Source organism: Clostridioides sp. LIBA-7602 (genome assembly GCF_056688945.1).
This window is the reverse complement of record NZ_CP196991.1, coordinates 2390578-2410614: the sequence shown is the minus strand read 5'-3', so window position 1 is coordinate 2410614 and position 20037 is coordinate 2390578. Positions and strand designations below refer to the sequence as shown.

18 protein-coding genes and 1 other annotated feature are annotated in these 20037 nt (G+C 27.7%); of the genes, 10 read left to right on the top strand and 8 right to left on the bottom strand.

The annotated features are described in order from the left end of the window. Window positions 1–6: 6 nt before the first annotated feature. The 3 genes from rseP to ACTG45_RS11635 all read left to right on the top strand — a co-directional run bounded on the left by rseP (window position 7) and on the right by ACTG45_RS11635 (window position 3425). Entirely contained in the window at window positions 7–1011 is a 1005-nt protein-coding gene (gene rseP, locus ACTG45_RS11645; RefSeq protein WP_021384977.1) for an RIP metalloprotease RseP, read from the top strand. Window positions 1012–1199: 188 nt separating this feature from the next. Then, window positions 1200–2255, top strand: a complete 1056-nt coding sequence (gene ispG / locus ACTG45_RS11640) for a flavodoxin-dependent (E)-4-hydroxy-3-methylbut-2-enyl-diphosphate synthase (RefSeq protein ID WP_479919024.1) — start codon at window positions 1200–1202, stop codon at window positions 2253–2255. Between the two features lie 345 nt (window positions 2256–2600). Then, entirely contained in the window at window positions 2601–3425 is an 825-nt protein-coding gene (locus tag ACTG45_RS11635) for a DUF5780 domain-containing protein (RefSeq protein WP_479919023.1), read from the top strand. 478 nt (window positions 3426–3903) lie between these two features. Here ACTG45_RS11635 and ACTG45_RS11630 read toward each other — a convergent pair whose 3' ends face one another. Next, entirely contained in the window at window positions 3904–5025 is a 1122-nt protein-coding gene (locus ACTG45_RS11630; RefSeq protein WP_479919022.1) for a DUF3810 domain-containing protein, read from the bottom strand. 197 nt (window positions 5026–5222) lie between these two features. On the opposite strand from ACTG45_RS11630, the gene ACTG45_RS11625 reads away from it, so the two are divergent. Together ACTG45_RS11625 and ACTG45_RS11620 are read left to right on the top strand one after the other, a co-directional pair. Beyond that, window positions 5223–5447, top strand: a complete 225-nt coding sequence (locus ACTG45_RS11625) for a hypothetical protein (RefSeq protein WP_479919021.1) — start codon at window positions 5223–5225, stop codon at window positions 5445–5447. A 46-nt stretch (window positions 5448–5493) separates the two neighbouring features. Then, window positions 5494–6018 (top strand): GNAT family N-acetyltransferase, encoded by a 525-nt coding sequence (locus ACTG45_RS11620; protein ID WP_479916908.1) that lies wholly within the window; start codon window positions 5494–5496, stop codon window positions 6016–6018. A gap of 110 nt (window positions 6019–6128) precedes the next feature. Here ACTG45_RS11620 and ACTG45_RS11615 read toward each other — a convergent pair whose 3' ends face one another. Together ACTG45_RS11615 and ACTG45_RS11610 are read right to left on the bottom strand one after the other, a co-directional pair. After that, a complete protein-coding gene (locus ACTG45_RS11615) occupies window positions 6129–6275 on the bottom strand; it encodes a hypothetical protein (RefSeq protein ID WP_021384980.1) in 147 nt (48 codons plus the stop codon). Window positions 6276–6413: 138 nt separating this feature from the next. Continuing rightward, complete coding sequence (locus ACTG45_RS11610) at window positions 6414–7340, bottom strand: AEC family transporter (protein ID WP_479919020.1); 927 nt, start codon at window positions 7338–7340, stop codon at window positions 6414–6416. Window positions 7341–7531: 191 nt separating this feature from the next. Between ACTG45_RS11610 and ACTG45_RS11605 the strand changes: the two genes are divergently transcribed. Continuing rightward, entirely contained in the window at window positions 7532–9403 is a 1872-nt protein-coding gene (locus ACTG45_RS11605; protein WP_021384960.1) for a tetratricopeptide repeat protein, read from the top strand. A gap of 91 nt (window positions 9404–9494) precedes the next feature. Here ACTG45_RS11605 and ACTG45_RS11600 read toward each other — a convergent pair whose 3' ends face one another. Continuing rightward, window positions 9495–10430, bottom strand: a complete 936-nt coding sequence (locus ACTG45_RS11600; RefSeq protein ID WP_021384983.1) for a magnesium transporter CorA family protein — start codon at window positions 10428–10430, stop codon at window positions 9495–9497. 501 nt (window positions 10431–10931) lie between these two features. Here ACTG45_RS11600 and ACTG45_RS11595 point away from each other — a divergent pair. Continuing rightward, complete coding sequence (locus tag ACTG45_RS11595; RefSeq protein WP_021384966.1) at window positions 10932–11444, top strand: flavin reductase family protein; 513 nt, start codon at window positions 10932–10934, stop codon at window positions 11442–11444. Between the two features lie 164 nt (window positions 11445–11608). Here the strand turns inward: ACTG45_RS11595 and ACTG45_RS11590 are convergent, their stop codons facing one another. The 3 genes from ACTG45_RS11590 to thrC all read right to left on the bottom strand — a co-directional run bounded on the left by ACTG45_RS11590 (window position 11609) and on the right by thrC (window position 15178). Continuing rightward, complete coding sequence (locus ACTG45_RS11590) at window positions 11609–12667, bottom strand: NAD(P)H-dependent flavin oxidoreductase (protein WP_079747000.1); 1059 nt, start codon at window positions 12665–12667, stop codon at window positions 11609–11611. Between the two features lie 126 nt (window positions 12668–12793). After that, window positions 12794–13687: a homoserine kinase gene (gene thrB / locus ACTG45_RS11585; RefSeq protein ID WP_479919019.1), complete on the bottom strand. Its 894-nt coding sequence runs from the start codon at window positions 13685–13687 to the stop codon at window positions 12794–12796. 9 nt (window positions 13688–13696) lie between these two features. Next, window positions 13697–15178 carry a threonine synthase gene (thrC, locus tag ACTG45_RS11580; protein ID WP_479916907.1) on the bottom strand — a complete coding sequence of 494 codons (1482 nt, stop codon included), beginning with the start codon at window positions 15176–15178 and terminating at the stop codon, window positions 13697–13699. Between the two features lie 105 nt (window positions 15179–15283). Beyond that, window positions 15284–15515, bottom strand: a binding site (T-box leader). An 869-nt stretch (window positions 15516–16384) separates the two neighbouring features. Here thrC and trxB point away from each other — a divergent pair. Next, the gene (gene trxB / locus ACTG45_RS11575) at window positions 16385–17293 is read left to right on the top strand and encodes a thioredoxin-disulfide reductase (protein ID WP_021384962.1); all 909 of its coding nucleotides are present in this window, start codon (window positions 16385–16387) and stop codon (window positions 17291–17293) included. Window positions 17294–17382: 89 nt separating this feature from the next. Here the strand turns inward: trxB and typA are convergent, their stop codons facing one another. Then, window positions 17383–19206 (bottom strand): translational GTPase TypA, encoded by a 1824-nt coding sequence (gene typA, locus ACTG45_RS11570; RefSeq protein WP_021384963.1) that lies wholly within the window; start codon window positions 19204–19206, stop codon window positions 17383–17385. A gap of 210 nt (window positions 19207–19416) precedes the next feature. Between typA and ACTG45_RS11565 the strand changes: the two genes are divergently transcribed. Together ACTG45_RS11565 and ACTG45_RS11560 are read left to right on the top strand one after the other, a co-directional pair. Then, window positions 19417–19659 carry a hypothetical protein gene (locus ACTG45_RS11565; protein WP_021384973.1) on the top strand — a complete coding sequence of 81 codons (243 nt, stop codon included), beginning with the start codon at window positions 19417–19419 and terminating at the stop codon, window positions 19657–19659. Between the two features lie 148 nt (window positions 19660–19807). Then, window positions 19808–19999, top strand: coding sequence for a hypothetical protein (locus ACTG45_RS11560; protein ID WP_003424459.1), 192 nt, complete (start codon window positions 19808–19810; stop codon window positions 19997–19999). The last annotated feature ends 38 nt before the right edge of the window (window positions 20000–20037 follow it).

The window sequence follows — 20037 nt, the reverse complement described above, 5'->3', positions numbered from 1 at the left end:
GAATTTATGACTATAATAGCTGCATTAATACTATTTAGTATAATTGTATTAATACATGAGTTAGGACATTTTATATTTGCAAAAAGAAGTGGTATAAAGGTAAATGAGTTTTCTATAGGGATGGGACCTAAGATATATAGTGTAAAAAAAGATACTGAGTATTCTATAAGAGCACTTCCGATTGGTGGGTATGTAAGTATGGAAGGCGAAGATGAAGAACAAGTAAGTCCAAATTCTTTTGGAAATAAATCTATATTACAAAGATTTAGTACTATTGTAGCAGGGCCAATATTTAATATAATATTAGCAGCGATACTTTTGGTACCAGTATTCTTATATATAGGTTCTCCAACCACTCAATTAGGAAAGATAATGCCAAATACTCCTGCACAATCTGTAGGACTTCAAGTAGGGGATAAGATAAATAAAATTAATGGTAATTCTGTTAAGACTTGGGATGAAGTTGCAAATATAATAAATACTTCCTCTGGTGGAGAATTGAAACTTAGTATAACTAGAGATGGAAGTGACAAAGTTATAAATGTAACACCTAAAAACAACAATGGAAAGTATGAAATAGGAATTCAGCCTCAAAGAGAAAAAGATTTTTTTGGTTCAATTGTAAATGCATGTAAAACTACTGTAGATATGACAAAGCAAATGTTGACATTCTTAGGTCAAATGATTACAGGACGTGTTCCAGGAGGAATTGGTAATGCTGTTGCAGGACCAGTAGGTGTTATTGGTATGGTATCAGATGCAGCTCGTACAGGTATCATAAATGTAGTGTATTTAGCTGCTATAATAAGTTTAAATTTAGGTATAGTAAATCTATTGCCAATACCAGCCCTTGATGGATGGAGAATACTTATGTTATTACTAGAAGCAGTTAGAGGTGGTAAAAAACTTGACCCAAATAAAGAAGGTATGATAAATGTGGTTGGTTTTGGAGCTTTGATGTTATTTATGCTTTTTATCACATATAAAGATATATTAAGGTTATTTCAATAATTTAGTTTTTTATAAAGATTAAGAAAAGGGCTATGTAGTTTTAAGTAAGAATAAATAAGTTTCAATATATGAAATTTATTCTTATTTATTTAACTATATAGCTTTTTAATTTATAATATATATATGTAGATTAGAGTATTTTTAATAGTTAAATAGAGTTAATATAAAATAATATATAGAGGTGGAATATGAGTTACGAAAGAAGAAAAACTAGAGAAGTAAGTGTAGGAAGTATAAAAACAGGAGGAGAGAATCCTATAAGTATACAATCTATGACAAACACTGATACAAGAGATGCAGATGCTACAATAGCTCAAATAAAGAGATTAGAGGAAGCTGGTTGTGATATTGTTAGAGTGGCTGTTCCTGATATTAAAGCAGCTAAGAATATAGGTAAGATAAAGTCTAGTGTAAATATACCTATTATAGCTGATATACATTTTGATTATAAGTTGGCTCTTGAAGCTATAGAACAAGGTGCTGATGGAATTAGAATAAATCCTGGTAACATTGGAAACGTAGAAAGAGTTAAAGCTGTAGTTGAGAAATGTAAGGAAAAAAATTTAAAAATTAGAATTGGAGTTAATGGTGGTTCTTTAGAAAAAGAACTTTTAAAAAAGTATGGTTCTGCAACAGCTGAAGCATTAGTTGAAAGTGCTATGGGACATATTAAGATTCTTGAAGATTTAGATTTTTATAATATCGTTATATCTCTAAAATCATCTGATATTTATAAAACTGTTGATGCATATGAATTAATATCAAAAAAAGTTGATTATCCTCTTCATGTTGGAATCACAGAATCTGGAAGTGTCCATAAAGGAACAATAAAATCTTCTATAGGTGTAGGAGCACTCCTTCTTAAAGGAATTGGAGATACTGTTAGAATATCTTTGACAGGTGACCCAGTTGAAGAGGTTGTTGTTGGTAAACAAATTTTAAGAAGTTTGGGTCTTTTGAATGATAAGATTAAGGTTATATCATGTCCTACATGTGGTAGATGTAATATAGATTTAATTGGTGTTGTAAATGAGGTTGAACAAAAGATTGGTAATATGGAAAAAGATATTACTGTTGCAATTATGGGATGTGCTGTAAATGGACCTGGTGAGGCTAGAGAAGCAGATATAGGTATTGCTGGTGGTAAAGGTGAAGGTCTTTTATTTAAAAAAGGCGAAATAGTGAGAATGATTGATGGAGACAAGTTAGTTGATGAGTTACTAGAAGAGATTGATAAGTTATAGTATACAATCGAGAGATGTTAATTGGCTAGATTTTTTAATATTTTTAGAATAGGTTTTTTCTAGAATATTTAATCATCTAGCCATTTTTAATTTGATAAATCTTAAAAAATATAAGGAATCTATATTCTAATTTAATTATATATACATGACCTAAGCTCTATTCTAGATTTATGAAAATAAAATAAAATTTAATATAATGAAAAAATACTGGGATAATGTTGAATTTTATTTGCCATTGTGATAAAATTTAATTACTAAAATTACTGGAATATTATGTAAATGTAAGTCTTAATATTTTTGGTAAATTATTTTAGTATAAATTAATAAAAGAAAGGGGGAAGAACTATGAAATATAGAAAAATATTTAGTTTACCCATTTTAGTTGTTGCCTTGTTGATTATTGGAACTACAACAACATTTTCTCTTAATACAACCAATTCAGAAGGAATAAATTCATACTCAGAAAATACACAAAGTACTACAACACATAAAGTCTCATATACTTCAAATAGTAAAGGTCTTGTTTATAACAAAAATATTCCACTATTTATAAATAATAGCAAAGTACAGTATGATGATAGTCCATACCATTGGCCTAGTAATGTTATAAATTTAACAAATGCCAGTAAAAAGGCAATTATGGACTATGAAATTACATGTTTAGCATATGATAAAAATGGAAAACCACTTGAGTTGTATTGGGATGCTCAAAATGTAGCAACAAATGGCGAAGTAGGAAGTGTTGGATTTAGTCCAGATGGTGTAGACTATGGCATTGTAGCAGGAATATCTCCTGTGTCTCCAAAATCATATTCACATATTTATAGAAAAATGCAACAACAACCACCAAAGGATATAATAAGTATGTTTGAAAAACAACAAGGTAAGGCATGGGTAGAAAAATGGCTGAAAGAATGGCAGCAAATGGAGAAAGAATATGCAAAGAAAAATGCAATAAAATCAGGAAATAAGCAAGATGAAGCTTTTCTATTGTTTGACAAATGGAAACAATCAACTGGAGAGCATGATGTAAAGTATATAATATCATGTGTAAAACAAGTAACATTTAATGATGGTAGTGTGTGGAAAAATTCAGCATATGAGAATTGGTTGAAAGGTTTTCAAGGAAAATCAGTGGCTACTAGTATATTAGAAAATTACTATAAGTAATATTTGATGAAATTAAAATTAAGTAGGCATTTAGCTAATACTAAGCTGGTTAAATTTCCAATGATTTAGTTGGGAATATAAATTACACAAAGATATTTTGATTCTAATAAAATGAATTATATATAAGATTATGGGCATGTATCAGATTTTGATATGTGCTTTTTTATTTTAAAATCTTAGATAAAATATTTATCAAAGATGATGAAAATATTTGTAATAGAATAGTTAGAAGTGAAAATATTATATAGATATTATAAGGCGAAATAGTTATATTCTATAATTGTACAATAGAATGTATTGTTATTTAACATATTTGCTTTAAAATCAAATAAAATTAGAAATATAAGCTCTATTTTACATCCAAAATATACATAGTTTCAAATTATATGTAAGCAATTTGATTGAAATAATTTATTTAACTTAACAAACAACTGACTTAACACCAGCTGTTTGTTAATAGAGTTTTGAATTGTAGTACTTAATATGGATATAATTCATAATAGGTTAATAATAAATCGACCATTTTGCCATAACTCTGAGTACCTTCAGCGACACCATTAGCTTTTAAATAAGAATTATTAAACTCATTAGAAATTTCATTGATTTTACCTTCATATTTTTGCCAGAATTCACTTTGGTTTTTTAAATCTCTACGAACAGAATCTGAAATACCAGCAGAAATTTCAATATAGGCATCATAATCAACTGTACTTAATGCAGAAGCAGTATGATTTAAAGCTAGAATATAACCAGAATAGTTAAAATCAATATTAGGGTGTTTTATAGAAGTAAGATACGCTATAAAATTAGCTTCATCTTCACTAGCAAATCCCCTTTGATGTGCCATCTCATGTTCAACTGTACAAGGAATATACAAGTCAGGTATTGCTACATTTACATTTGCTTCGCCTGTAAAAGGAAAATATATACCAGTTATTCCTGTATAACACATAAGATTTGATGAAATAATATATTTAGCCTTAGAATAATTGCCACTAACACTAGGTAATATATCTAGAATATTATCATAGCCTAGTTGAGCTCTATTTATGACACCTTTATAATCTGTATTATATTTTACAACACCATTCTTATCTTGTAATGTGAGTTTTCTAGTTTTATTTGACTTAGTTACGAGGAATTTATATAGTCTAGCAAGCTCGTTAACACTATGTTGTTTTGATTGAATAGAGCTATTGTTTTTTAAATTATATTGATTTATGAGGGTAGTTTCAAGTGGAATTCTATTATAGTTTATCCCCCAAAGCACTATAAAAAGAAAGTATACTATTGATACAATGGATAATATATTTAAAATAGCATTTTTCAAAAATGTTTTTAAATTTTTTTTCTTATTAAAAATCGTAAATATAGTAGAACATAAAAATAAAAAGACAGATATAACGATTATGTACATTGTAATTTCATAGAGAGAAAATGGAAAAATTCCTGAAATTTTACTCAGTATTTGTATAATTGTTTTGTCTATGATTTGAGAGTAATATTTTTCAACAATATGTGGAATTTTACTTGCTATAAAATTTAAAAGTAAAGCAATAGGAAAAAGAATTAAAGAAAAATATTTTGCTTTTTTGTTCATATTTCACCTCACAGAATCTAGTTTATATAAAACTATTATATATCACTTGGAGATAGATTGTAAAATAAGTATAGATATATGTATTTATAACTTTATACTAAATAAATGATAAGTTATAATATATTAATATGAATAAACAATATGTATACAACTAATAATAATAAAAAATATTAATTATATAAGGAGTAGATAAAAACATGGTAATAAAACTTACTAAAGACAATTTTAATTTTAGATTCAAGCAATATGAAGGTATGTTTTTTCATGCTGAAGTAACTGAAAGGGAAGAGTCAATTAGATATAAAATAACTAAGGATGAAGACGGCACAGAGCTAAAAGAATTTGGAAATACACATATAAAAGAGAATATGATATATGTGCCTCAAATAGAAGCATACATAGATTTAAAAGGTATAAAATAAGACTTAGAAAGTTTTAAATAAGAAAGTTTAAAAGGGGGAATCTAATATGAGTAATGCTATAGATATAACAATAAGACCTATAAGAAGAGAAGATGCACAAGCTGTTAATGAAATGAGAAGAGCATATGGTGTTATGAGAAATACTTTGGCTTTAATGAGTGACAGAGTGGATAAAACGACAGCTATGCTGGATTCTTTAGGAGAAAATGATTACATGTTTGTAGCTGAAATTGATAATAATGGAGAAAAAACTGTAATAGGTTTTGCTGGTTTACATGTAAATTCTTCTCCAAGATTAAGACATAGTGCAGAATTAGGTATAACTGTCAATGAGAACTATCATAGAAGAGGAGTAGGAAAAAAACTTATAGAACAGCTTTTAGATATAGCAGACAATTGGATTATGTTAGCTAGAGTAGGATTAGAAGTAATTGTGGACAATGAAAAAGGATTAAATTTATATAAAAAATTAGGCTTTGAAGTAGAGGGTATTAAAAGATATGCTGTAATTAGAGATGGAAAGTTTGAAGATATCTATATTATGGGAAGATATAATAAAAATTTAATTTAAAGAAGTAAGTAGTAATAGAGAAGTAGAATAAATTGTCTTTAATAGAGGTTTTTCATTAAAGATAATTTATTCTACTTCTCTATTGTATTAAAAAACTTATTTTTAAATGCTTACAAAAACATTCTATATACAAATAAAATTATTAGCAATATCAAAGCTATTTTGAAAGCTAGACTGGCAACAGTCTTGATAATTTTTACAGAAACACCTATAGCAACTATAGCAAATACTATTTTAAAGAGTAAATCTATATCCATATTTAAGCCTCCTATTCTATAATACATATAGATATTATTGACAAATATCTAGGAAAAAATTCCATCAATATACTACAATAAAATGTTTATATTTGTAATTTATTGAATATGTTATTATATAATACATAAAAGAATAAATCAAGACAACAATAAAATACTTATAAAAGGTATAGATATAACTGAAAATAGTGTTGTAAAAAACACACATTGTGAAGCAAGTGTTATATTAGAATCATATTGATTAGCCATTATAGCAGTATTTGCAGCAGCAGGCATGGAAGAAATTACTACTGGTATAGCTAAAATCATATTATCATTTACCCATCCCTTTAGAATAAAATATACAATTACAGGAAGTATCAATAATCTTATAAAAGTGACTAGATATAATTTTTTATTGACAAAACAATCTAGAGCTGAAGAATTAGCAAGTAAACTTCCAATGATAATCATGGATATTGGCGTAGTGATATTTCCTAACATCTTAAGTGGGTCATTTATAAATTGAGGTAATCTAAGCCCTGTCACGAATAAAAAAAGTCCAATAACCACAGCTACTGTAGCAGGGCTTATAAGTGATTTCATTGAAAAACCTTTGTTTGTACTACCTTTAGATAGAAGGTAAATTCCTAAAGTAAAAGAAAACAAGTTAAATGGTAAATTGAATATCGCAGTATAGAATATCGCTTCATGACCTAGAACAGCTTCAATTACAGGATAGCCCATAAAAGCAACATTTGAAAAAACAACTATATACTGATATATCCCCAAATCTTTTTCATTGTCACATTTCAAAATGTATTTTAATAAAAATGCAATTATAATTGAGACTATATACATAATCAGAGATGTAAATAATAACAATAGTATTTTTTGTATCATTTTATTATCAAAGTTAATTTGCATGGAGCTAATTATCATTGATGGCAAAAAAACCGTCATTGTTAAATTTGAAAGCTTAGATGTGCAGTGGTCATCTAATAAGTTGAATTTTCTGACAAAATATCCGACTAAAATAATTATAAATAAAACTGCTACTTGAATAAAAATGTTGCTGAAATTCATAAAATGTCCCCTCCCTATATATACATTATATACCAATTATATAATAAAATCTAATGATTATAAAATTTAAAATCTAATGTTACAATATAGTGACAAAAGGTAAAAATTCAATATTATAGCATTAATTATGGATTATAATGTATAATAATGTTTGAGAGAATATATTTTATAAAATGGGTAGGTAGCTAATAATGAAAAATACAAAATTTTCTATAAAAAAAATAAAAAATATATCCAGTGACCCTAAAGTTGTACACACTAAAGGGGCTCTTCTTGAAAAGATGGGTAAGACAGAAAGTGCAATAGAATTATATAAGAGTGCAGCATTGGATAATTATGTAAAGTCTCAATACACTTTGGGGAATATATATGAAAGTAAGAAACAGTTTAAAGAAGCAGAAAAATGGTACTCAATGGCATATAAAAGTGGAAGTGATGATGCTGCTTTTGATTTAGGTAATATGTATTATAGATTAGATGGTTACGAGTATGCTATATATTGGTATGAAAAGATAGCAACGCTAGGGTATTTACAAGCACAAAATAATTTGGGTGTATGCCATTTTAAAATGAAAGATTTTATAAGATGTGAAAAATGGTTAAAAGAAGCAGCAGACAATAACCTAGGTAAAGCTTGTTTTAATTTAGGAGTATTATATACTTTTTTAGAAAAAGATGATGATGCATATGAATATTATAAAAAAGGTTCTGTACTCTTAGATGATGATGCAAAATATAATTTAGCAATATTAAATGGGAAAAAGAAAGATAATAAATCAACAGTAAGTTTATATAAGCAATTATACAAATCAGGTCATATAAAAGGTTGTTTTAATTTAGGTATGATTATGGAAATAAATGATAATCTAGAAGAAGCAGAGAGGTATTATAAAAAGAGTGCAGATAGAGAAGATGTAAAATCTGAATACAGACTTGCATATGTATATGATAGAAAAGAAGAATTAGGAGATGCAATTTATTATTATGAGAAGGCAATAGAAAAAAATCATACACTTTCTAAATATAGACTTGCTAACCTATATAATAGGGAGAATGATATAGAAAAAGCAAAAACTTATTATAAAATGGCCGCAGAAGATGACATAACAGAGGCAAAAAATAATCTAGCAGGTATATATTTTGAAGAAAAAGATTATGAAAATGCTATTAAATATTATGAAGATGCTATAGCCGTTGGATGCAAAAGCTCCCTTGAAAATCTTGGAGATTTATATTATCAAAATCAAGACATAGAAAAAGCGATTTTGTATTATTCAAGGATTCCAAATAATGCATCTTGTCAAATCAAATTAGGAAACATCTATGAAGATTTAAACAATATCGAAGAAGCTATAATTTGGTACAAAAAAGCATCTGAAAATGGAGATACTAGGTCTAGCTATAGATTGGGATGCATATATGAAAATCTAGGTAACACAAAAAATGCTAGAAAATATTTTGAGATGGCAAGTAGCAAAAACCATATGAATGCTCGTATACACTTAGGTAGAATTTATTTCAGAGAAGGAAAATTGGAAGAAGCCAAAATGATGTTTGATACACCCGCTAATGAAAATAATGTGTATGCTCAACATATGGTAGGATTAATTTATGATATGTTTTATAAAGATTATGTAAATTCTAAGTTTTGGTATGAAAAGTCTAGAGCACAAGGCTGTGTTGAATCAATATATAATTTAGGACAAATTTATTTGAAATTAAATGATGATGTAGAAGCCGAGAAATATTATAAAGAAGGTATTAAATATGGAAGTAAGAAGTGTGAGTATATGCTTGCAGGTCTTTATTACAAAAAAAGTTTAGATATGTATACTTCTTTAGCTAATGAAGAATATGATAATTGTGAAGAGATAGTAGAAGATTTTCCTAATTTAAATATAAATTTTGATGAAGTATTAATTCCTCCATTTAAGCTACAAGAAGAAGTAATTGACGAAGAAGAGTATGTGCCTATTTATATATTAAATATAAAAGAGAGTCTAGATTCAATGTTAGAAGGTCTTGAAACTGAAATGATTATAGATGAAGAACATGATAATTAAAAAACTTTATAAGAGTATATAGATTTAAATGTATAAAAGCCCTTAGAATAAATGAAGTCAATTTATTCTAAGGGCTTTTTTTATTAATATTTTATAATAGCTTATTTCTTGACATGAAAAATGTAATCACTATACATATTATAGAGGTAATAAGAAGAATAATCCAAAATCCATTTGGATTATTAGAAAATGGCATATTTATAACATTCATACCAAAAAATCCTGATATTATTGTAGGTATTGAGAAAATTAGTGTAACTACTGTTAAAATTTGCATAACATTATTTTGATTATTACTTATAATTGCGCTGAAAGCATCCATAATTCTACTCAATATATCTCCATATATTTTAGCCATATCAAGAGCCTGTCTATTTTCGACTATAACATCTTCTAATAGGTCTTCATCGTCTGGGTATTTCTTTATACCAGCAGTTCTAACCATCTTGTTTAAAACCAGTTCATTAGATTTTAGTGAAGTAGAGAAGTATACCAAAGACTTTTCTAATTCCAATAACTGAACCAATTCTCTGTTTTTCATTGATTTGTAAATTTCTCGCTCTATTATGATTGTCATTTTATTTATTTTTCTTAAGTAATGCAAGTAATAAGCTGCATTTTTGTGAAGAATCTGAAGTAAAAAGCGAGTTTTTTTAAATGTAAAGAAATCTTTAATATGACCAACTATAAAGTCGTTTAAAATCTTAGTTTGTGCATTACAAACTGTTATAATAGCTTCTTTAGTTATTATAATACCTAGGGGTATTGTAGTATAATGAGAAGAATTAGAGTCACTTTCGTCTACTGGTATATCTATAAGTATAAGAGTATGATTGTCTTCAACATCTATTCTTGAGCGTTCTTCTTCATCTAGTGCAGATTCTATATTTTCTACATCTATATTTAATAAATTAGAAATTTCGTTGATTTCACTATGATTAGGTTCAACAAGATTTATCCAACAGCCATCTTCAAAAAAACTAAGTTTCTCTAGTTTTGAATCTATAGTTTTGTAATATCTTATCATGGCAACACATCCTTTATTCAGTTTTATATAAATCTCATCATTTAATAGTATCTATTAATTAGCTAATTTATATAACTGAATATATGTATTAGTTTTAATTTTAGATATTATTAAGTGATGAGATTGTGAAAAATTCTCTCCGCAACGGACTAGTATCCATTGCCCATCACTCTCCTTATTTATTATTTTATAGATACCTAAGTACGAAATTCGTATTTTAAGCACTCTTTAATATAATACCTTTTCCAGGTATATAAATCAAGTTTTGATTTGATTAAATAATATTTTTACCAAAATTTACATGCAAAATATAGAGGTTATATTTAATTTAAATAAAGAATATATATATTCTGAGTGAAAATATTAAATATATTAAAAAAATAAGTGTGTATTCATATATTTACTTATTTACAATAATATATTTAAAAAGGGTATTTTATTTATAGTTTGTAAGGAAAATAAGAGTACCATAAATATAAGAGAATGAGAGGGTATTGAGATATGAGTGAATTTAAAGAAATTGTGGCAGAAGAGATTAAAAACAACCCATTTGGATTGATAGGCAAAGATTGGACACTTATAACAGCAGAAAAAGAAGGTAAAGTAAATACTATGACTGCTAGTTGGGGTGGTCTTGGAGTTATGTGGGGAAAAGATGTTGCCTTTGTAGTAATAAGACCACAGCGTTATACTAAGGAATTTATAGATAATACAGATAAATTTTCTCTTACTTTTTTTGAGGAAGATTTCCGTAAAGAGCTTTCATATTGTGGAAAAGTATCTGGTAGAGAAGAAGATAAGATATCACAGATTGGATTTAATATAGAATACTTAAATAATACACCTTATTTTAAAGAAGCAAAGATGGCTATTATATGTAAAAAAATGTATAGTCAGAAAATCGAGCCTCAATGTTTTATTGCTGAAGGCATAGATGGAAGATGGTATCCACAAAAGGATTATCACACTTTGTATATAGCTGAAATAACTAATGTGCTTGTAAAAGAAGATTAAATATAAGACTACTATTACATTGAGTTGAATAGAAGAATAGTAAAAATAGATTGACATATAAAAGTATATAAAAAAGCTAAGGAAGTAAATATGTTAATAAAGATTAATCAATAACATATTTAAACTCCTTAGCTTGATAAAATTTTAAATTATAATTTTTTAAATTACAACTCAGAAATTAATTCATTGATAACATCTTCAACAGTGCTTAACTTGTCAATCTTATATGCATCATTTCCACAAAATAAAAGTGAATTTTCCACATCTCCTTTAACTGCATTGATTAAAGCTTGGGAAATACAGTAAGGAGTTTCTTTTGGGTTACAAGGAATCAAGCAATTGTAACATTTTGTTATTTCTGGACGAGTTATTTTAACTTCTTCTATAAATTTATTTCTTATAGCACGTCCAGGAAGGCCTACAGGGCTTTTAACTATATGAACATCGTCTTCACTAGCATTTATGTATGCCATTTTAAAGTTCTCATGTGCATCACATTCATAAGTAGCAACAAATCTTGTACCCACTTGCACACCACTGGCTCCCATGTCTATATATTTTTTAACATCACTGCTAGATGTTATACCACCAGCAGCAACAACCGGAATATTTCTACCAAATTTTTCTCCATAAGTATTTGCAACTTTTAAAATTTCAACAAATTCCTTATCATAGTCTATAGAATCTATGTTATCAAGTTCCTCATTAGAGTATCCAAGGTGACCACCAGCTTTTGGACCTTCAACAACTATTAAGTCAGCAGTAGTTTTTTCTTTCCTATCCCACATTTTTAAAATTACACTAGCAGCTTTTGCAGTTGAAACTATAGGAGCTATTTTTACATTACTTCCTTTTACTAATGATGGTAGCTTATTAGGTAATCCAGCTCCGGATATTATAAGGTCTACACCAGCTTTAACAGCTTCTTTTACGTATGTTTCATATTCTTTCATAGCCACCATAAAATTAATACCAATAATACCACCATTTGAGATTTCTTTAGCTCTAGAAATATGTTTTTTTATAGCTCTTAAATTTGCATTTATAGTGTTAGTTTCAAAATCTTCCTCATCGTATCCAATTTGAACCCCAGAAATTACACCAACACCACCAAGCTTAGCAACTGCACCAGCTAATGATGATCTAGATATACCAACGCCCATTCCACCTTGAATTATCGGAACTTTTGCAACTAAATCTCTAATTATTAACTCTTTTATGATAATCCCTCCTCAATGTAAACATGTTTAAAGAACTAGATTATAATACTTAATATTATTACCTAGTCCTAATTATTATACTACAAATTATAATAAAAGAGTAGTTATATTTTATAGATGAGATGATAATTATATAATATTTAAAACAGCTCCATTAGAATCACAACATAACTCTTTTATTTCCCAATCAGATTTTAATTTTGATAGGTAAGCTTTCATATTATCTACAAAACTATCATCATTTTCTTTTATTAAAGACATTATAGTAGGGCCAGCTCCACTTAAAAAGACTCCAATACTATTTAATTGCTCAGATTTTTCAACAATATCACTGTAGTTTTCAATCAGAGTTCCTCTATAATCTTGATGTAATTTATCTTGACAAGCTACTTTAAGAAGGTCAAAGTTTTTGTTTAGTAGAGCCGATACAAGTAAAGCAACTCTGCTAACATTGAATACACCATCAGAATATGGTATTTCTTTTGGTAAAACACCCCTAGCTTTTTCAGTTGATAACTTAAAATTAGGTATCATTGCACAAAATTTAAGCTCATTAGGAATTTCTATAATATCATAGTGTATATTCTCGTTATCAGTCACAGAGACAATCATATTTCCTAAAATTGCAGGAGCAACATTATCTGGATGACCTTCTATTTCTGATGCTATATTTAGCAATTGACATTTGTCTAAATTAGCATTTGATAGAGCATTTGCTGCTATAACACCAGCTACTATGCAAGATGCACTACTACCAAGACCTCTACAAATAGGTACCTCGCTTTGAATTTTTATTTTGATACCAGTAGGTATTTTGCCTGGCTTAACTCTATCAAAAAAGTACTTCATAGATGTATAAACTAAGTTATTTTCGTTTTTATAGGCATCTTCACAGCCCTCTATTTCAAGACCACTTTCGATTTCTTCAATATAAAATTTATTATATATATTTAATGCAATTCCAAGACAATCAAATCCTGGACCTATATTAGCACTTGTTGCAGGAACTATAATCTCTAACATAATAATCACCTATACTTTCAAGAATTTTTTTATAGCTAGTTTTAATTCATCTTTTTCACAAATATCTTTATGTAGTATTTCTGCATCTTTAAGATTTTTAATAGGTTTTGGTATATCTATTTTAGAAATACTTGATAATCTATCAATTATAGCAAAGTCATCAAGCTTTTCAAAATCACAATCTATAGATTTTAGAACATCTTCAGAAAACTTAAATGGACTTGCAGTACTTACAATAACAGTTTTTGTGTTATCAGAAGTTTCTTTTTTGTACTTTTCATAACAATTGTATGCAACAGCAGTATGAGTATCTATTAAATAATTATAATTTTTAAATACGCTATTTATTGTTTCTTTAACTTCTTCTTCGTTTGAATATTCCCCATAAAATGAAGATAGATTTTTTTCCATATCTTCGTTTATTTTGTAGATTCCATTATTGTTAAGGTCTGATAGTAGTTTATTTACAATGTCAGTATTTCTATTTGATATCTCAAACAACAATCTTTCTAAATTACTAGATATTAATATATCCATAGAAGGAGAAGAAGTTAATTTTAATGTTCTATTTTTATCATAAACACCAGTTTTAAAGAAATCATAAAGAACATTATTATCATTTGATGCACATATTAATTTGTTTATTGGAAGACCCATTTGTTTAGCATAATATCCAGCTAAAATATTACCAAAATTACCAGTTGGGACAACAAAATTTATTTTATCATTTAACTTTATCTCTCCATTATCAACTAATTTCATATATGAATAAAAATAATATGCAACTTGTGGAAGAAGTCTTCCTATATTAATTGAATTAGCAGAAGATAATATATAGTTATTATCTAATAAATTTTGATTAAATTCTTTGTCAGAGAAAATTTCCTTTACACCAGATTGTGCATCGTCAAAATTTCCTTTTATACCAACTACATATGTATTTTTTCCAGTCTGAGTCTTCATTTGAAGCTTTTGTACTGCACTTACACCATCTTCTGGGAAGAATACAATTATCTTTATCTTATCAATATCCTTAAATCCCTCAAGTGCAGCTTTTCCTGTATCTCCAGATGTAGCTGTAAGAATTACAACATCTTTATCTAAATTATCTTTCTTAATAGATGTTTTAAGAAGATGAGGCATTATAGTAAGTGCCATATCTTTAAATGCTAAAGTTGGTCCATGATATAATTCCAAGAAATAAGTATCATTTACTTTATTTAATGGAGCTATACTAGTGCAATCAAACTTTTCATCATATGCATTTTCTATACAGCCCTTAATCTCATCTTCAGTAAAATTACATAAAAATTTACTAAGTACAAAAAATGCTATCTGAGAATACGTTAAATTCACTAAATCTATAAGTTCATTTTCAACATTTGGAAATTCACTTGGGACATAAAGACCACCATCATTTGAGATTCCCTTTATTATTGCTTGCGATGCAGTTACTTTTTCTTTGGTGCCTCTTGTACTTGAATAATACATTTCTATAACCCTCCATATATTTTAAATTTTTAATTAGCTAATTAAGTTAAGTACAGAATATTTTAAAAATTGGTTTTAGGTAATAAAAAAAGACCCTCATCCCTAAAAAGGGACGAGAATCTGTTTCCCGCGGTTCCACCCAAATTGATTTAAAAAAATCCACTTGATACTTTAACGTAAGTAATAAAAACGTCTATTCCTACTAAAATCATTGAGATAACTTCAGATAGAAGCTCATAGGTAGTTTTCAATCTTTCTAATTAGGGAAACATTTCAGCTAATAGTTTCCTTCTCTGGTAACCGATTCAGATTTACTCTTCCTAATCAAAGCCTTTCAATATTCTTAATATTATTAATTATTCTAGATTATAAAACAGACAAAGTCAAGCATTAATATAAAAATTTGGAAAAAATGTTTTTTAAATTGTAAAAAAATTGTAATCAAATTGAGTCAAATAAAAATATTTTTTTAACTTTTTTTAAATTCTTGGGAATCTGGATTTTCATAGTAGTGAATCTGTTTTTAATATAATTAATTAAGAGAGAACAGTTACATCTCTGTAATATTACAGTTTTATATTACACTATATTACAAAAAAAGTTTACAAAACTTTAATTTGAAAAATGTAATTATATGGTATATGATATAAATATAAGCAAATAATGTTAATATTTAAACTATTAATCGTAATTGACTTAATAAAAGTATATAATTAATAATATTTAATTTGAAGAAATTGTTAATGTAAAATTACAGCTATATTCAAATTAAATTCACAAGTATTTCACATAATAATAGTATACTGTAAACAAAAGGAGGTATTAAATATGGGAATAGTACTTATAACAGCAGCATTAGTTTTGGTTATGTATGGACTTTCAATTCTATCATATATATCAGAGAACAATATATTAGAAGACACTGTAAATGATAACCAATAAGGTTTTAAATTATATAAATGAGTAAGAACTGTAAATAAAAGTCAATTTTATTTGCAGTTTTTTTATATATTTGCAAAATAAAGTTAACTAATAAAAAATAATCATTATATTTAAATAAAGAATTATTAACTTTTAAACGAATGCTTTTTATCAACCAATAAAAAATAATGTTTTATTTATAGTATATATGGATAATAATAGTAAAGTATAAAGATAATGAGAATAATATATAAGAAATAATAATATAAAGAGAGGTAAAACGTTATGGTAGATATCATTGTAATTGGTGCTGGTCCAGCAGGTTTAACTTCAGCAATTTATGCTATGAGAGCAGGATTAAGTGTTACAGTATTTGAAAAAAGTATTTATGGAGGTCAAGTTGCAAGTACCTCTGAGGTAGAAAATTATCCAGCAGTTCAAAAAATTTCTGGGGTAGAATTTTCTAATAATATATACAATCAAGCTGTTGCTCAAGGTGTTGACATTCAGTTTGATGAAGTTGAAGAGATAAACTTAGAAGGAAAGATAAAGGTTGTAAAGACATCTTCAGGTGAGCATAAAGCAAAGGCTGTTATTCTTGCAAATGGAGTTGAAAGACGTAAACTAGGTTGTGTTGGAGAAGAAAAATTTACAGGTAGAGGGGTATCTTATTGTGCCACATGTGATGGGGCATTTTTTAAAGATAAAGAAGTAGCTATAGTAGGTGGAGGAAATACTGCTTTAGAAGATGCTTTATTTTTAGCCAATAATTGTACAAAAGTGTATTTAATTCACAGAAGAGATAGCTTTAGAGGTGAAGAAGTACTGGAGAAATCCGTGAAGGCAAGAAAGAATATTGAGATACTTTATAGTCATGGTGTAGAAAAAATAGAAGGAGAAAAGACTGTATCAAAAATAGAAGTAAAGAATTTAAAAACTGAAGAGAAAAGAATCATAGATGTGAGTGGTATTTTCATTGCTATAGGTCTTAAACCTAATAATAAAATGTTTGAAAATGTTCTTGACTTGGATGAAGGTGGGTATATAATTTCAGACGAATCTTGTACAACATCGGTAGAAGGTGTATATGTAGCAGGAGATAGTAGAACTAAATTTTTACGCCAGATAATAACAGCAGCATCAGATGGAGCAATCGCAGCTGTTCAAGCAGCTAATTATATAAATATTGAATAATATAAATTTAAAATAAAAATAGCCATATATACTTAAAGATATCTTTTAGTATATATGGCTATTTTAGTAACTAGAGATAAATATATGTTCTATTTACCTTGTCTAGATTTATTATATCTTAATCTATCATGTTCATTTAAGAATCTTTTTCTAAGTCTTATAGAATCAGGTGTAATTTCAACTAATTCATCATCTTCTATAAATTCTAGAGCTTCTTCAAGAGTAAATATTCTAGGAGGAGATAATTTTATAGCATCATCTGAACCAGAAGCACGAACGTTACTCATTTTCTTATTTTTACAAGGATTGACTACCATATCATCTTTTCTAGAATTCATACCGATTATCATACCTTCATAAACTTCTACACCAGGGTCTACAAACATTACTGCTCTATCACTTAAAGCATTAAGAGAATAACCCATAGTAACACCAGGTCCTTGTGCTATTAAAACACCATTTCCTCTTGAAGGTATTTCTCCTTTGAATTCTTCAAATTTTTCGAATGAACGAACTAGAGTACCTTCTCCACGAGTTGCATTTATAAATTCACTTCTATATCCTAAAAGACCACGAGTAGGTGCTAAGAATTCTATTTTTACATAGTCTCCTTCTATTGACATAGATTCCATCATACCTTTTCTTAAGTTCAATTCGTTTATAATAGTACCAGAATAAACTTCAGGACAGTTTACAACAACTCTTTCTACTGGTTCCATTAGTTTTCCATCTTCTTTATGCATTAAAACCTCAGGTTTAGAAACACCAATTTCATAACCTTCACGTCTCATATTTTCAAGTAGTATAGATAAGTGAAGTTCTCCACGTCCAGAAACTTTATATCCATCAGTAGTTTCAAGAGGTTCAACTTTAAGCCCTACATTTACTTCAAGTTCTTTTTCAAGTCTATCTTTTAAATGTCTAGTTGTAACGAATTTTCCACTTTTTCCAACAAATGGAGAGTCGTTTACCAAGAAGTTCATTGAAAGAGTAGGTTCTTCTATTCTTATCATCTCCATAGGTAGTGGATTATCTAAATCACATAGAGTTTCTCCTATAGATATATCTGGTATACCAGATATAACTACTATTTCTCCACTAGTAGCTTCATCAACTTCAACTTGTTTTAAACCTTCATATACAGAAAGTTTTGATACTTTTCCTTTAGATATAGCAGAATCTTCTCTACATATAGCAACTTGTGTATTACTTTTAAGAGTACCTTTATAAATTCTACCTATACCAAGTCTACCTACATAATCATCATATGCAAGAGCTGATATTTGGAATTGTAGAGGTTCATTGTCGTAATCAGGATAAGCCTCAACATGATTTACAATAGTTTTAAATAGAGGAGAAAGGTCTTCACTATCATCATCCATTTCAAGTTTAGCTATACCTTGTTTAGCTATACCATAAATTATAGGGAATTCACATTGTTCATCTGTTGCATTTAAGTCTACAAATAAATCGAAAACTTCATTAACTACTTCTTCCGCTCTTTGGTCTTTTTTATCAATCTTGTTTATAAATAATATTGGTTTTAAACCGAACTCTAAAGATTTTTGTAAAACGAATCTAGTTTGAGGCATTGGGCCTTCACTAGCATCAACTAATAAAATAACTGTGTCAACAGTTTTCATAACACGCTCAACTTCAGAAGAAAAGTCGCTATGTCCTGGAGTATCAACTATGTTTATTTTGTAATCTTCATAGTTTATTGCGCAGTTTTTTGAATATATAGTTATGCCTCTTTCTTTTTCAAGGTCGTTACTGTCCATAACGCAGTCTTTAACTACTTCGTTCTTTCTAAAAACACCACTTTGAGAAAGGAAAGCATCAACCAATGTTGACTTTCCAGCATCAACGTGGGCTATAACTGCGATATTTATAATTTTATGTTTTTGTGACATTTTTGTTGCTCCCTTCGATTAAAATAACTTACTAATTATATCACAATATACTATTAGGTACAAGGAGAAATAGATTAAAATGTATTAATATAGCTTAAATTGAGCAAAAATGCTAGTTTTGTATGTAAAAATTTATTCTGTTTAAAAAAAGTTTTTAGACAAATAATAACTTTATAAATGAAAATATTAATAAAAAGCAAAGGGTGATATATGTTGGAAGTAACCAAAATAATAATCAAGTATTTCGCTAGTGAAAGTGATACTTTCTTAAAAGAAGAGATTTGTAATTTTGATGAACTATTAGAATGGTCTCATAAATTTATTGAAGGCAAAAAGACAGAAGATGTTTTATATATAAAATCTAAAGAAAACTACAAAGTAAATGTAATTAAATCTTTAGAAATTAAAGAATTAGAAATAATAAGAAAACAGCAAATACCACCATACATGTAGTACTAAAAAACTATAAGATGGCTATATAATGTTGATAATATGATAAAAATGGAATATATGGAAATAATTTATAACAAAAAAGATTTTTATAAATTTTATATTTGGGTATAAAATTATTAATTAGACATTAATTAGGAGGAACTTAAATATGATAAGAGTATGTCCAAACTGTTCAAATGTGGATGTAAATAAGTTAAAAACTTTAGTTGGAGAAGAAAATGTAAAGACTGGTTGTATAGGTCAATGTAGAGCATTTAAAAAAGAAGCTGTTGGAATAATAGACAATGAGCTTGAAATAAAAGAAACAGAAGCAGAATTCTTCGAAGCATGTAAGGAATAAACTATAAATAGAATATAAATTATAAGAAATAGAGTATA

Coding starts and splice junctions, on each gene's coding strand:
- rseP (WP_021384977.1), top strand. CDS start 7: ATGACTATAATAGCTGCATTAATACTATTTAGTATAATTGTATTAATA.
- ispG (WP_479919024.1), top strand. CDS start 1,200: ATGAGTTACGAAAGAAGAAAAACTAGAGAAGTAAGTGTAGGAAGTATA.
- ACTG45_RS11635 (WP_479919023.1), top strand. CDS start 2,601: ATGAAATATAGAAAAATATTTAGTTTACCCATTTTAGTTGTTGCCTTG.
- ACTG45_RS11630 (WP_479919022.1), bottom strand. CDS start 5,025: ATGAACAAAAAAGCAAAATATTTTTCTTTAATTCTTTTTCCTATTGCT.
- ACTG45_RS11625 (WP_479919021.1), top strand. CDS start 5,223: ATGGTAATAAAACTTACTAAAGACAATTTTAATTTTAGATTCAAGCAA.
- ACTG45_RS11620 (WP_479916908.1), top strand. CDS start 5,494: ATGAGTAATGCTATAGATATAACAATAAGACCTATAAGAAGAGAAGAT.
- ACTG45_RS11615 (WP_021384980.1), bottom strand. CDS start 6,275: ATGGATATAGATTTACTCTTTAAAATAGTATTTGCTATAGTTGCTATA.
- ACTG45_RS11610 (WP_479919020.1), bottom strand. CDS start 7,340: ATGAATTTCAGCAACATTTTTATTCAAGTAGCAGTTTTATTTATAATT.
- ACTG45_RS11605 (WP_021384960.1), top strand. CDS start 7,532: ATGAAAAATACAAAATTTTCTATAAAAAAAATAAAAAATATATCCAGT.
- ACTG45_RS11600 (WP_021384983.1), bottom strand. CDS start 10,430: ATGATAAGATATTACAAAACTATAGATTCAAAACTAGAGAAACTTAGT.
- ACTG45_RS11595 (WP_021384966.1), top strand. CDS start 10,932: ATGAGTGAATTTAAAGAAATTGTGGCAGAAGAGATTAAAAACAACCCA.
- thrB (WP_479919019.1), bottom strand. CDS start 13,687: ATGTTAGAGATTATAGTTCCTGCAACAAGTGCTAATATAGGTCCAGGA.
- thrC (WP_479916907.1), bottom strand. CDS start 15,178: ATGTATTATTCAAGTACAAGAGGCACCAAAGAAAAAGTAACTGCATCG.
- trxB (WP_021384962.1), top strand. CDS start 16,385: ATGGTAGATATCATTGTAATTGGTGCTGGTCCAGCAGGTTTAACTTCA.
- typA (WP_021384963.1), bottom strand. CDS start 19,206: ATGTCACAAAAACATAAAATTATAAATATCGCAGTTATAGCCCACGTT.
- ACTG45_RS11565 (WP_021384973.1), top strand. CDS start 19,417: ATGTTGGAAGTAACCAAAATAATAATCAAGTATTTCGCTAGTGAAAGT.
- ACTG45_RS11560 (WP_003424459.1), top strand. CDS start 19,808: ATGATAAGAGTATGTCCAAACTGTTCAAATGTGGATGTAAATAAGTTA.